The organism is Streptomyces sp. CA-251387 (genome assembly GCF_050936625.1).
Classification (GTDB): Bacteria; Actinomycetota; Actinomycetes; order Streptomycetales; family Streptomycetaceae; genus Streptomyces.
Genome location: NZ_JBNJMJ010000001.1, coordinates 1,238,388 through 1,251,341, shown reverse-complemented (window position 1 = coordinate 1,251,341; position 12,954 = coordinate 1,238,388). Strand labels below are relative to the sequence as shown.

At 71.2% G+C, this 12,954-nt stretch carries 12 protein-coding genes and 1 pseudogene; 6 read left to right on the top strand and 7 right to left on the bottom strand.

Annotated elements, in window-relative coordinates:
* Nucleotides 1-34 precede the first annotated feature (34 nt).
* Entirely contained in the window at nt 35-1,273 is a 1,239-nt protein-coding gene (locus ACQEV2_RS05430; protein WP_433037074.1) for a MurT ligase domain-containing protein, read from the bottom strand.
* Between the two features lie 111 nt (nt 1,274-1,384).
* On the opposite strand from ACQEV2_RS05430, the gene def reads away from it, so the two are divergent.
* The gene (gene def, locus ACQEV2_RS05425; protein WP_433037072.1) at nt 1,385-1,924 is read left to right on the top strand and encodes a peptide deformylase; all 540 of its coding nucleotides are present in this window, start codon (nt 1,385-1,387) and stop codon (nt 1,922-1,924) included.
* Nucleotides 1,925-1,982: 58 nt separating this feature from the next.
* Here def and ACQEV2_RS05420 read toward each other — a convergent pair whose 3' ends face one another.
* Complete coding sequence (locus ACQEV2_RS05420) at nt 1,983-2,627, bottom strand: TetR family transcriptional regulator (RefSeq protein ID WP_433037070.1); 645 nt, start codon at nt 2,625-2,627, stop codon at nt 1,983-1,985.
* A gap of 185 nt (nt 2,628-2,812) precedes the next feature.
* Between ACQEV2_RS05420 and ACQEV2_RS05415 the strand changes: the two genes are divergently transcribed.
* Nucleotides 2,813-4,039 (top strand): acyl-CoA dehydrogenase family protein, encoded by a 1,227-nt coding sequence (locus ACQEV2_RS05415; RefSeq protein WP_433037068.1) that lies wholly within the window; start codon nt 2,813-2,815, stop codon nt 4,037-4,039.
* Between the two features lie 84 nt (nt 4,040-4,123).
* On the opposite strand, the gene ACQEV2_RS05410 is transcribed toward ACQEV2_RS05415, so the two are convergent.
* The 5 genes and pseudogenes from ACQEV2_RS05410 to ACQEV2_RS05390 all read right to left on the bottom strand — a co-directional run bounded on the left by ACQEV2_RS05410 (nt 4,124) and on the right by ACQEV2_RS05390 (nt 8,860).
* Entirely contained in the window at nt 4,124-4,360 is a 237-nt protein-coding gene (locus ACQEV2_RS05410; RefSeq protein WP_030041549.1) for a DUF6213 family protein, read from the bottom strand.
* A gap of 25 nt (nt 4,361-4,385) precedes the next feature.
* Nucleotides 4,386-5,779: pseudogene (locus tag ACQEV2_RS05405) on the bottom strand (NADP-dependent succinic semialdehyde dehydrogenase).
* Nucleotides 5,780-5,855: 76 nt separating this feature from the next.
* The gene (locus ACQEV2_RS05400) at nt 5,856-6,332 is read right to left on the bottom strand and encodes an NUDIX domain-containing protein (protein WP_433037066.1); all 477 of its coding nucleotides are present in this window, start codon (nt 6,330-6,332) and stop codon (nt 5,856-5,858) included.
* Complete coding sequence (locus tag ACQEV2_RS05395) at nt 6,329-7,867, bottom strand: ATP-dependent DNA ligase (protein ID WP_433037064.1); 1,539 nt, start codon at nt 7,865-7,867, stop codon at nt 6,329-6,331. Before ACQEV2_RS05395 ends, ACQEV2_RS05400 begins: the two co-directional genes overlap by 4 nt.
* Before the next feature lie 51 nt (nt 7,868-7,918).
* Complete coding sequence (locus ACQEV2_RS05390) at nt 7,919-8,860, bottom strand: NAD(P)/FAD-dependent oxidoreductase (RefSeq protein WP_433037062.1); 942 nt, start codon at nt 8,858-8,860, stop codon at nt 7,919-7,921.
* Between the two features lie 77 nt (nt 8,861-8,937).
* Between ACQEV2_RS05390 and ACQEV2_RS05385 the strand changes: the two genes are divergently transcribed.
* From ACQEV2_RS05385 to ACQEV2_RS05370, 4 genes are all read left to right on the top strand, one after another.
* Entirely contained in the window at nt 8,938-9,510 is a 573-nt protein-coding gene (locus tag ACQEV2_RS05385; RefSeq protein WP_433037060.1) for a helix-turn-helix domain-containing protein, read from the top strand.
* Between the two features lie 160 nt (nt 9,511-9,670).
* Complete coding sequence (locus ACQEV2_RS05380; RefSeq protein WP_433037058.1) at nt 9,671-10,648, top strand: NADPH:quinone oxidoreductase family protein; 978 nt, start codon at nt 9,671-9,673, stop codon at nt 10,646-10,648.
* Complete coding sequence (locus tag ACQEV2_RS05375; RefSeq protein ID WP_433037056.1) at nt 10,645-11,826, top strand: acyl-CoA dehydrogenase family protein; 1,182 nt, start codon at nt 10,645-10,647, stop codon at nt 11,824-11,826. The genes ACQEV2_RS05380 and ACQEV2_RS05375 overlap by 4 nt, the downstream gene beginning before the upstream one ends.
* The gene (locus tag ACQEV2_RS05370; protein WP_433037055.1) at nt 11,823-12,899 is read left to right on the top strand and encodes an acyl-CoA dehydrogenase family protein; all 1,077 of its coding nucleotides are present in this window, start codon (nt 11,823-11,825) and stop codon (nt 12,897-12,899) included. The genes ACQEV2_RS05375 and ACQEV2_RS05370 overlap by 4 nt, the downstream gene beginning before the upstream one ends.
* The last annotated feature ends 55 nt before the right edge of the window (nt 12,900-12,954 follow it).

The following is a 12,954-nucleotide window of genomic DNA, read 5'->3' as shown; positions in this document are numbered from 1 at the left end:
ATGCGTACGTACGTCGTGAGTACGTCTGAGGCCGTCAGTTGCCGACGCGGCGGCGCAGGTCCTGGAACGCGGTGTAGTTGGCGATGACCTCGATCCGGCCCGGCGGGCACAGCTGCACGGCCTGGTCGAGGTTGTCGCACACCTGGAACTGCTGGTTCGCGACCTCCAGCCGCACCGCGAGGTCGAGCTTGCGGTCGCCGATGACGCAGATCGGATGCCCGGTCAGCCGCGTGTAGTCGACGTCCCACAGCCAGGAGGTGTCGGTGCCGTCGGCGCCGCGCGCGTTCACGGAGAGGATCACCGGGGTCGGCGGCGGATCGATCAGGGAGAACGTCTCGAGCCAGCCGGCCGGGTTCTTGGCGAGCAGCAGGCGCAGATCCCGCTCCTGGAACTGCACGACGTCGTACCGCCCGGCGACGGCCTGCACCTGGTACATGCGCTCCAGGGCGACCTGCGGCGGCACCCCGAACACAGCGGCCACGGCGGCCGAGGAGGCGGCGTTGGCCTTGTTGGCGCGCCCCGGCAGCTGCAGATGAATCGGCCAGGCGGACCCGTGCGGGTCGAGCACATGATCTCCGGACAGCGCCCAGCTCGGCGTGGGACGGCGGAAGCCGCACTCACCGCAGAACCAGTCGTCGCCCGGCCGCTGCATCACACCACCGCACGACGGGCAGGACCAGGCATCGTCCTTCCACATCTGACCCGCTGCGACCCAGATCACATTGGGGGAGGAGGAGGCGGCCCACACGACCAGCGGGTCGTCGGCGTTGGCGACGATCACGGCCTTCGACCCCGCGAGCCCCTCGCGCCAGTTCTCGGCGAGCATCCGGGTCTCTGCGGCACGGTCCAGCTGGTCGCGGGAGAGGTTGAGCAGGGCGATGCACTTCGGTTCGGTGTCCCGGGCGACGCCGGCGAGGTACTTCTCGTCGACCTCGATCACGCCGTACCGGGCGTCGGACCCCCCGGCCAGCGCCGAGGTGATACCGGCAGGCATGTTGGCGCCGAGCGCGTTGGACACAACCGGTCCCGCGGCCCGCAGGGCCTCCGCGATCAGCCGGGTCGTCGTGGTCTTGCCGTTGGTCGCCGAGACCAGGACGACGTCCAGGTTCTGGGCGAGCTTGGCGAGAAGGTCGGGGTCGAGTTTGAGGGCCACCCGGCCACCGATCACCGAACCGCTGCCGCGCCCCGCGGCGCGCGATGCCGCCGCGACCGCCTTGCCCGCGGTCACGGCCAGCTTGGCCCGCGGCGTGAGCGGGTCCGAGTTGCCTGCCATCAGTTCTCGATCCTCCTTGCGTACGCGCCGCGCCTCTGCCTGACGGCAACGTGGTGGTGGTCAGCCTATCGAGATCCATTCGCACTCCCGAATCGCCGTACCCTTGCGGCCATGCGGAACGGCCCCATTCCGGGCGCGCACGGGCGCATCCGACCCCTCACCCTGCTCGGCGACCCGGTGCTTGAGGCACCCTGCAAGGAGGTCACCGACTTCGGCCCCGAATTGGCGACGCTGGTGGAGGACTTGTTCGCGACGATGTACGCGGCGCAGGGGGTGGGCCTCGCGGCGAACCAGGTGGGGGATTCCTTGCGGGTGTTCGTCTACGACTGCCCGGACGACGAGGACGTGCGTCACCTCGGGCATGTGGTGAATCCCCGGTTGGTGGAGACGGACGGGGTGGTGATCCGCGGACCGGAGGGCTGCCTGTCGCTGCCGGGCCTGGAGGCGGGGACGGAGCGCTACGACCACGCGGTGGTGGAGGGCTTCACGATGACGGGCGAGCCGATCACGGTGCATGGGACCGGCTTCTTCGCCCGCTGCCTCCAGCACGAGTGCGACCACTTGGAGGGCCGGGTGTACGCGGACCGCGTGCGAGGCTGGCGCCACCGCCGCCTGATGCGACAGGTGTCCCGAGCCTCTTGGCACCGGTGAGCGCATGCCGTCAGGGGCGCGGGGAACTGCGCGACCAGCCCCACCCGAAATGCGACCGTCAGAACCCCGGACCGCCCATCTTGTCCCCGGCGGCAGCCAACCGTCCCCACAAAAGATCGGCCAGACTACGTACCAACTCGGCCCGGGAACAAGGCCGTTCACCAAGCCACCAGTCCCCGGCCGCGTGCATCATCCCGACGATCCCGTGCCCCCACACCCGAGCCAGCTGCTGACTCCCGGGCCCGAGATCCAACCGTTCCTCGATGACGGTGGCCAGTTCCTCACCCATCCTGCGAAGCAACGGCGCCGAGTGCTTACCGACATCGAACCCCTGGTCCCCGGGCTGGCCCCCCTCCGCCGGATGCATCAGAAACCGGTACACCTGAGGCCGTGCCTCGATCGCCGCGAGGTAGGTGTCCAACGTGGCCTCGACTCGCTCCCGCCGATCAGCAGGCGCATCCAACGCCGCCCTCAGCGAATCCAGCAGAGCGTCCGTGTGCCTCTTGGCCAACGCCGCGTAAAGCCCACCCTTGTCGCCGAAGTGCCGGTACAGAATCGGCTTGGTGATCCCCGCCTCCGCCGCGATCGCGTTCATCGAGGCCTGTGGGCCGTCGCGCAGCACCACTCTGTCGGCGGCCTCCAGCAGCTCGCGCCGACGGCGGTCGGCGGACCGCTGCTGATCGGTCCGCTGTGTGGTGTCCATGAGCTCTCCCCACCCGTGCTGAATCGATGACGCCTGCGCAAACTAACACTCAACCAGGCCCCATCATCGAACGGGCTACCGACGAGTCATCGCCGGTTGACTTTACCTACCGACGGGTAACAAACTAGGGTTACCGCTAGTAACAAGCATGCACGTAGCCATGCACGTACGCCGCTGGAGGGGACATGGCCGAGTTCACCATGGAGCTCAACGACGAACAGAAGGAGGTCCGCGACTGGCTCCACGGCTTCGCCGCCGATGTGATCCGTCCCGCGGCCGCCGAATGGGACGAGCGTGAGGAGACTCCCTGGCCGGTCATCCAGGAGGCCGCGAAGGTCGGTATCTACTCGCTCGACTTCTATGCCCAGCAGTACTTCGACCCGACCGGTCTCGGCATCCCCATGGCGATGGAGGAGCTGTTCTGGGGCGACGCGGGCATCGCCCTGTCGATCGTCGGCACCGGCCTCGCCGCCGTCGGCGTCCTGGCCAACGGCACCGAGGAGCAGATCGGCACCTGGGTGCCCCAGATGTACGGCGACGCAGGCGACGTCAAGCTCGCCGCGTTCTGCTCCTCCGAGCCCGACGCCGGCTCCGATGTGGCCTCGATGCGGACGCGTGCCGTGTACGACGAGGCCAAGGACGAGTGGGTGATCAACGGCACGAAGACCTGGGCGACCAACGGCGGCATCGCCAACGTCCACGTGGTCGTCGCGGTCGTCGACCCGGAGCTCGGCTCCAAGGGCCACGCGTCCTTCATCGTCCCGCCGAACACGCCGGGGCTGTCCCAGGGCCAGAAGTTCAAGAAGCACGGCATCCGTGCCTCGCACACCGCCGAGGTCATCCTGGACAACGTGCGGGTGCCGGGCTCCTGCCTGCTGGGCGGCAAGGAGAAGCTGGACGAGAGGCTGGCGCGGGCCCGTGAGCGGGCCAAGGCGGGCGGCGAGCGGGTGAAGAACGCGGCGATGGCCACGTTCGAGGCTTCGCGGCCGGCCGTCGGTGCGATGGCCGTCGGTACGGCCCGTGCCGCGTATGAGGTCGCCCTCGACTACGCCACGACGCGTGAGCAGTTCGGGCGGCCGATCATCGACAACCAGGGTGTGGCCTTCCAGCTGGCCGACATGCGGACGCAGATCGATGCGGCGCGGCTTCTGGTGTGGCGCGCTTCCTGGATGGCGATCAGCGGGAAGCCGTTCACGGCGGCCGAGGGGTCGATGTCGAAGCTGTTCGCGAGCGAGACGGCGAAGAAGGTCACGGCTCAGGCGATACAGATCCTCGGGGGCAACGGCTATACGCGGGAGTACCCCGTGGAGCGGATGCACCGGGACAGCGCCATCTACACGATCTTCGAGGGGACGAGCGAGATTCAGCGGCTGGTGATCGCCCGTACGTTGTCTGGGATGCCGATTCGGTAGCGCCGTGGGGGCTTCTGCGCGATGCGGTCTGCGGCGGCGTCGTGGCTGGTCGCGCAGTTCCCCGCGCCCCTGGGTTGGCTGCTCTTACGGCGTACTTCCGCTGCTGTGCGCGATGCACGCCACATCAATGCGATCGGCAAGTTTCGCGAGCTCAATGGTCAACGCGGCCACCGTGTCCTCATCGAGGCCGTCCTCCCCGGCCTCGACCAGGTGCAGCCACCGACCACCCACGGTGCGCAGCAGCTTGCTCACATCGGCGGCAGCCACCTGCAAGGTCCCGCGGTCATCGACGATCAGCGGCAGAGTAACTTCGCGGTTCACACCCGGGATCGTAGTCGCGCAGCGCTCACGCACCGTGCCAAACGGTGGTGATGTTGCAGAACTCGCGGATTCCGTGCCCGGACAGCTCACGCCCGTACCCGGACCGCTTCACGCCGCCGAACGGGAACGCCGGATGGGAGGCCGTCATCCCGTTGACGTACACGCTGCCGGCCTCCAGATCCCGCACGAACCGGTCGACCTCGGCCTCGTCCCGCGTCCACACGTTGGAACTCAGCCCGAACGGCGAGTCGTTGGCGATCAGCACCGCCTCGTCCAGGTCACCGGCCCGGTACAGCGTGGCGACCGGCCCGAAGGCCTCCTCCCGGTGGATCCGCATCTCACGGGTGATGCCGGCGAGGACGGTCGGCGGGTAGTACCAGCCGGGCAGTTCGGGCCGGCGGAGCCGGTGGCCGCCGCACAGCACCTCCGCTCCACTGCGCCGGGCGTCGTCGACGAGCTCCTCCAGATCGTCCCGCCCCTTCTCGCTCGACAGCGGGCCGACCTCCGTCTCCTCCTGCATCGGGTCGCCGACCACCAGCGCCTTCATGCCCTCGACGAACCGCTCGGCGAAGGCGTCGTAGACGTCCGTGTGCACGATGAACCGCTTGGCGGCGATGCACGACTGCCCGGTGTTCTGCACCCGCGCGGTCACCGCGACCTGAGCGGCCCGGTCGAGGTCGGCCGACGGCATGACGACGTACGGGTCGCTGCCGCCCAGCTCCAGCACCGTCTTCTTGACCATCTCCCCGGCGGTGGAGGCGACCGCCCGGCCTGCGGGCTCGCTCCCGGTGAGGGTCGCCGCCCTGACACGCTCGTCGCGCAGGACGTCGTCGACCTGTCCGGAGCCGATGAGCAGGGTCTGGAAGCAGCCCTCGGGTAGCCCGCGCGGTGGAACAGGTCCTCGAGGTAGAGGGCGGTCTGGGGGACGTTCGAGGCGTGCTTGAGCAGGCCCACGTTGCCCGCCATCAGCGCGGGCGCCGCGAACCGGACCACCTGCCAGAGGGGGAAGTTCCACGGCATCACGGCGAGGATCGGGCCCAGCGGGCGATAGCGCACCCGCACCCGCGAGGCGCCCGAGTCCTTCACGTCGAACTCGGCCGGCTCCTCGTCGGCGAGCAGCTCCTCGGCGCGGTCGGCGTACCAGCGCATCGCCTTGGCGCACTTGGCGACCTCCGCCCGGGCCTGCTTGATGGGCTTGCCCATCTCGGTGGTCATCACCCGGGCGATGTCCTGCTGGTCCTCTTCCAGGAGCGTCGCGGCCTGGAGCAGCAGACGACCGCGGTCGACGAAGCTGGTCGCCCGGTACGTGCGGAACGTGGCCTCGGCGAGCTGGAGCCTGCGCTCGATCTCCTCGGCGCCCATGGCCTCGTACGTCTTGAGCGTCTCGCCGTTCGCCGGGTTCACCGTTGCGATGGGCATGACCGACCTCCTGGGAGCGGACTGATGCTTCGACCTTCCCGCGCGGCGGTGGGTACCGCAACGCGTGTGCGTCTGCTCAGGCCGAGTGCTCCGCCAGCCGGTCGAGAAACGCGGCCTGGGCCTTGACGATCACCTCCCGCGCCCGGTCGAGGCCGAGCCACTCCACGCGGTCCAGTTCCGGGAACTCCTGCGTCCGGCCCGAGCGCGGCGGCCACTCCATCAGGAACGTGCCGGGGACCACCGTCGCCGGGTCGAGGTCGGCCTCGACCGCCCAGACCGTGACGGTCTTGCCGCCCGACTGCTTGACCTCGCCGAGCGGCAGGGCCTCCCCGTCGGGTGGCGGTAGCCCCAGCTCCTCCTGGAACTCGCGGCGGGCCGCTTCCCAGGCGGGCTCGTCGGGTTCGTACTCGCCCTTCGGGACGGTCCACGCCCCGGCGTCCCGCTTGGCGAAGAACGGGCCGCCCATATGGCCGAGCAACACCTCCAGGCCGCCATCGGTGTGCCGGAAGAGCAGCAGGCCCGCGCTGCGCCTCGCGCCGGACGACGTCGTCACGGCTTCACCTCCGGGTGGGCGGCGAGCAGGGTCTCGACCGTGTCGGCCTCCTCGGGCCGTTTGTCCTCGCGGTAGCGGACCACGCGCGCGAAGCGGAGGGTGACGCCGGCCGGGTAGCGGGTGGACCGCTGCAGGCCGTCGTAGGCGATCTCGACGACGAGTTCGGGGCGTACGGTCACCACCCAGCCCTTGTCCTCGACGGCCAGCTCCTGGAGCCGCTCGGTCTGCCAGGTCAGCATCGCGTCGGTCATGCCCTTGAAGGTCTTGCCGAGCATCGCGAAGCCGCCGTCCGCCGTGCGGGCGCCCAGGTGCAGGTTGGACAGCTTGCCCGTCCGGCGGCCGTGGCCCCATTCGGCGGCCAGTACCACCAGGTCGAGGGTGTGGACGGGCTTGACCTTCAGCCAGGAGGCACCGCGCCGGCCCGCGCTGTAGGGGGCGTCGAGGGCCTTCACGACGACGCCCTCGTGGCCGCGTTTCAGGGTCTCGGCGAGGAACTCCTCGGCCTGCGGGAGGTCCTCGGGGCCGGGCACGAGCGTACGGCGCACCCGCATCGGCTCGGGGACCAGCCGGGCGAGCTCCGCGTGCCGCTCGGCGAACGGCAGGTCGAGCAGGTCGCGGTCGTCGACGGACAGGGCGTCGAAGAAGACGGGGGAGACGGGGACCTCCTCGGCCGCCGTCGCCACGTCCACGCGGGAGCCGACGCGGCCGGCGGTCTCCTGGAAGGAGCGCGGGCGGCCCTCGGCGTCGAAGGCGATGACCTCGCCGTCGAGGATGAACCGTTCGCCTCTCAACTGCAGGGCGGTTGAGGTCAGTTCGGGGAGGCGGTCGGTGATGTCGTCCAGGGTGCGGGTGTAGATCCGTACGGTGTCGCCGTCGCGGTGCACCTGGACGCGGATGCCGTCCAGCTTCTCCTCGACCGCGCACATGCCGAGCTTGTCGACCGCCTCGGCCACCGAGGAGGCGGTGTGCGCCAGCATCGGCAGGACCGGGCGGCCGACGGTGAGCCGGAAGCGGGCGAGAGCGGCGGGTCCGTCCGCGAGCAGGGCCTCGGCCACCGTCTGGAGCGACCCGGCGAGCATCACCGCCCGGCGTACGTCCGCCGGCGGCGCCCCGGTCGCCTGGGCCAGGCCCTCCACCGCCACGGCGTCCAGCGCGCCCTGCCGCACCTCGCCGGTGATCAGCGCGATCAGGAAGCGCTGCTCGTCCTGTGTGGCGGCGCCCATCAACTCGCCGACCAGGCGGGCACGTTCGGCCTGGGAGCCGGTGCCGGAGACCTTGCCGAGCTCCGTGAGGCGGGCGTCCACCTCGCGCACGGTGAGCGACGGTTCGGCGGCCGGGGCGACCGGGCGGCTCAGCACCTTCCAGCCGATGCCGAGCCGCCCCTGCGGGAGGCGTCCCGCCAGATAGGGGATGACGATCGGCACGTCGTCCGCCTCGGCGTCCCGGAAGAGTTCCGCCAGCAGAGCGATCTTCCGGGAGCGGGCCGAGGTCGCGGCGACTTCCTGGGACACCTGGGCCAGCCGGGTCAGCAGCATGCAGCCATGGTCCAACGGAGGCGGGTCCTCCACACCCCCACGGCGGTGGTTCTATGCCTGTACGGCCGCGTCGAGGTCGCTCATCAGCAGTTCCCCGTTGATGAAGGCCCCCGCCCGGTAGCCGCCCGCCGCCGCGTTCACGACCTGCTCGGCGAAGCCCATCGCGTTGCCGACCGCCCAGACGCCCGGTACGGAGGTGAGCCCCGTCGGGTCGACCACCGGGTACGCGCCCAGGGGGGTCTCCTGGAGCTCGGCGCCGAGGCGCTCCAGCAGATCGGTCTGCGGCACCGCGCGCGGCGCGACGAACAGCACCTCACGCGCGTGCACCGTGCCGTCCCCGAGCCGCACGCCGGTGAGCCGGTCGTCCTCGATGACCAGCTCGGCCACCTCACCGGGCACCACCTTCACCCCGGCCGCCGCGAGCCTGCGCAGATCGTCGTCCGACAACTCCTCGTCGGCGACCTCGTGCAGGAAGAACGTCACATCCTTCGACCACTGCGACACCATCAGCGCCTGGTGCACGCTCATCGGCGTGGTCGCCAGCACGCCGAAGGCCTGGTCGCGGACCTCCCAGCCGTGGCAGTACGGGCAGTGCAGCACGTCCTTGCCGAAGCGCTCGGCGACGCCGGGGACGTCCGGCAGCTCGTCCTTGAGGCCGGTGGCGATGACGAGCCGTCGGGCGTGCACGTGTCGGCCGCCGGCCAGTGCGACCGCGAAGCCCTCGCCGCGCTCGACGTCCACCACCCGGTCCCGGACCAGCTCGACGCCGTACCGCGCGATCTCCTCGCGCCCGGCGGCCAGGAACTCGGCGGGCGGCATGCCGTCCCGGGACAGATAGCCCTGCATATGGGCGGCGGGCGCGTTGCGTGGCTCACCCGCGTCGACGACCAGGGTGCGGCGCCGCGCGCGGCCCAGGACGAGCGCGGCGGAAAGGCCGGCCGCGCCGCCTCCGACGACTACGACCTCGTACTGCTCGGTGTGCTTCTCGGTCATGGTGACCACCTCCACGACGACGGTCGCTCCGGAGGCGCGGGATTGACAAACGTCTTTGCCGATTCTGCAATATGGGCATGAGTACCGACGATGTTCTCGCCGAAGTGGGACCGCGGCTCAGGAGGCTGCGCAAGGACCGGGAGGTGACCCTCGCGGCGCTGTCCGAGACGACCGGCATCTCCGTGAGCACCCTGTCCCGGCTGGAGTCCGGTCTGCGCAAGCCCAGCCTGGAGCTGCTGCTGCCGATCGCGCAGGCCCACCAGGTGCCGCTGGACGAGCTGGTCGGGACGCCGCCGGTGGGGGATCCTCGGGTGCGGGCCAAGCCTCTCGAGCGGCACGGACGCACCTACTGGCCGCTCACCCGGCAGCCCGGCGGCCTCCAGGCCTTCAAGGTGCTGGTACCGCAGCGCAGGGAGGAGCCGGAGCCGCGCACCCATGAGGGCTACGAGTGGCTGTACGTGCTGTCCGGGCGGCTGCGGGTCGTGCTGGGCGAGCACGACGTGGTGCTCACCGCAGGGGAGGCGGCGGAGTTCGACACGCGGGTGCCGCACTGGTTCGGGTCGACGGGGGAGGGGCCGGCGGAGTTCCTGAGCCTGTTCGGGCCGCAGGGGGAGCGGATGCACGTACGGGCGAAGCCCCGGCGGGCGTGAGCCGCGGCGGCGGTGAGCCCCGGCGGTCGTGAGTCGCGGTGGTCGTGACGCCCGCTACTGTTCCGCGGCTACCTGTTCCCTGATTGGCAAGCGACCGCTTAGTATGCGACTCGACCCCGGTCAGACTCCGGCAAGACGACGCAGTCCGTGGAGGCCCCGCATGCAGGCATGGCAAGTGCACCAGAACGGCGAGCCGAGCGAGGTGATGCGCCTCGAGGACGTCGAGACGCCCACCCCCGGCGACGGCCAGGTCCTGCTGAAGGTGCGTGCCGCGAACATCAACTTCCCGGACGCGCTGCTGTGCCGGGGGCAGTACCAGGTCAGGCCGCCGCTGCCGTTCACGCCGGGCGTGGAGATCTGCGGCGAGACCGAGGACGGGCGCCGCGTCCTCGCCAACCCCGCGCTGCCGTACGGCGGTTTCGCCGAGTACGCCGTCGCGGACGCCGCCGCCCTGCTGCCCGCGCCCGAGGCGCTGGACGACGCCGAAGCCGCCGCCCTGCACATCGGATACCAGACCGGCTGGTTCGGGCTGCACCGCCGGGCCGGTCTGGAGGCCGGGGAGACCCTGCTCGTCCACGCTGCCGCAGGAGGGGTCGGCAGCGCGGCCGTGCAGCTCGGCAAGGCCGCCGGCGCCACCGTCATCGGTGTCGTCGGCGGCGCCGAGAAGGCGGCCGTGGCCCGGGAGCTGGGCTGTGACGTCGTCATCGACCGGCGCGGCGAGGACGTCATCGCCGCCGTCAAGGAGGCCACCGGCGGTCGTGGCGCCGACGTCATCTACGACCCCGTCGGCGGCGAGGCCTACGCCCAGTCCGCCAAGGTCGTCGCCTTCGAGGGCCGGATCGTGGTCGTCGGCTTCGCCAGCGGCACGATCCCCAGCCCGGCGCTCAACCACGCCCTGGTGAAGAACTACTCGATCCTCGGCCTGCACTGGGGCCTGTACAACACCAAGAACCCGAAGCTGATCCAGCACTGCCACGAGCAGCTCACCGAACTGGCGGGCCGGGGCGCCATCAAGCCGCTGGTGAGCGAGCGCGTCCCGCTGGGCGGGGCCGCGGCCGCCGTACAGCGGGTCGCCGACGGCGTCACCACGGGCCGCGTCGCCGTGATCCCGGGACTCACCGAAGGAGGAGCGGCATGATCGACGCCGCCGAACTGCGCCGCCGTACGGCGGAGCTGCTGGCCGCCCACCCGCCGGCCACCACCGACCGCCTGGACTTCCTGCGCGCCCGCTTCGACGCGGGTCTGGCCTGGGTGCACTACCCGGAGGGCCTCGGCGGCCTCGGTGCGCCCCGTTCCCTCCAGGCCGTCGTGGACGCCGAGCTGGAGGCGGCCGGCGCGCCCGACAACGACTCGCGTCGCAACGGCATCGGGCTCGGCATGGCCGCGCCGACGATCCTCAAGTACGGCACCGAGGAGCAGAAGCAGCGCTTTCTGCGGCCCCTGTGGACCGGTGAGGAGGTCTGGTGCCAGCTGTTCAGCGAGCCCGGCGCCGGCTCCGACCTCGCCGCGCTCGGCACGCGGGCCGTCCGTGAGGGCGACGACTGGGTGGTCAACGGGCAGAAGGTGTGGACGTCCGGCGCGCACAACTCCCGCTGGGCCATCCTCATCGCCCGCACCGACCCGACCGTGCCCAAGCACGCGGGCATCACGTACTTCCTCTGCGACATGACCGACCCCGGCGTCGAGGTCCGGCCGCTGCGCCAGATCACCGGCGAGGCCGAGTTCAACGAGGTCTTCCTGACCGACGTCCGCATCCCGGATTCATGTCGCCTCGGCGAGATCGGCGACGGCTGGAGGGTCGCGCAGACCACGCTGAACAACGAGCGCGTCGCCATCGGCGGCATGCGGCTGCCCCGCGAGGGCGGCATGATCGGCCCGGTCTCCAAGACCTGGCGCGAACGCCCGGAGCTGCGCACCCACGACCTGCACCAGCGGCTGCTCAAGCTGTGGGTGGAGGCCGAGGTCTCCCGCCTCACCGCCGAGCGCCTGCGCCAGCAGCTCGTCGCCGGACAGCCCGGCCCCGAGGGCGCCGGCATGAAGCTCGCCTTCGCCCGCCTCAACCAGGAGATCAGCGGCCTGGAGGTGGAACTGCGCGGCGAGGAGGGCCTGTTGTACGACGACTGGACCATGCGCCGCCCCGAGCTGGTGGACTTCACCGGCCGCGACGCCGGCTACCGCTACCTCCGCTCCAAGGGCAACAGCATCGAGGGCGGGACCACCGAGGTCCTGCTGAACATCGTCGCCGAGCGCGTCCTGGGCCTGCCGTCCGAGCCGCGCACCGACAAGGACGTCGCGTGGAAGGACCTGGCCCGATGACCGATCTGCTCTACTCCGAGGAGGAAGAGGCCCTCCGTGCCGCCGTCCGCGATCTGCTCGCGGACCACTGTGACGCGCCGGGCGTGATCGCCCGCGCCGAGTCGGACGCCCCGCACGACCGCGCGGCCTGGAAGGCGCTGACCGACGGCATGGGCCTCGCCGGCCTTCTGGTGCCCGAGGCCCAGGGCGGCCAGGGCGCCACGCACCGCGAGGCCGCTGTGGTGCTGGAGGAACTGGGCCGCGCGGTGGCGCCGGTGCCGTACCTGACGAGCGCCGTCGTCGCCACCGAGGCGCTGCTGGACTGCGAGGCGGACGACCTGCTCGCCGAGCTGGCGTCCGGGCGGACCATCGGCGCCCTCGCCGTCGGGCTGCACACCGCCCCGGGCGCCGCCTTCCCGTCCGTACGACTCGAAAACGGCGCCCTGCACGGTGAACTGACCGGCATCGCGGACGCGGCGGTTGCGGACGTCCTGCTGGTTCCGGCGGACGACGGCGGGCTGTACGCCGTGGACAGGGATGCGGTGACCATCACCCCGCAGACGTCCTTCGACCTGACCCGACCGCTGGCGACGGTGGCCCTCGACGGCGCTCCGGGCCGTCGGCTGGGCGACGCCGAGCCCGCCGTACGACGGGCGCTGCGCACCGGGGCCGGCTTGCTCGCCTCCGAGCAACTCGGCGTGGCCGACTGGGCGTTGACCGAGACGGTGCGCTATCTGAAGGAGCGCAAGCAGTTCAACCGGCCCGTCGGCGGCTTCCAGGCGCTCAAGCACCGGCTCGCCCAGCTCTGGCTCGAGGTCGTCAACCTCCGTGCCGCCGCCCGCAACGCCGCGGACGCGCTGGCGAACGACGACGAGGACCTCGACGTGGCCGTGGCCGTCGCCCAGGCCTACGCGGCGCCCGTCGCCGTGCACGCCGCTGAGGAGGCGCTGCAACTGCACGCCGGTATCGGGATGACCTGGGAGCACCCGATCCATCTGTACCTGAAGCGGGCCAAGGCCGACTCGATCGCCTACGGCACGGCAGGCGCCCACCGAGAGGCACTGGCCGAACTCGTCGACCTGCGCGCCCCCTGACGTACACCTGAGCGAAGCACACGGAAAGCCCGCCCGACCTGGGGCGGGCTTTTTC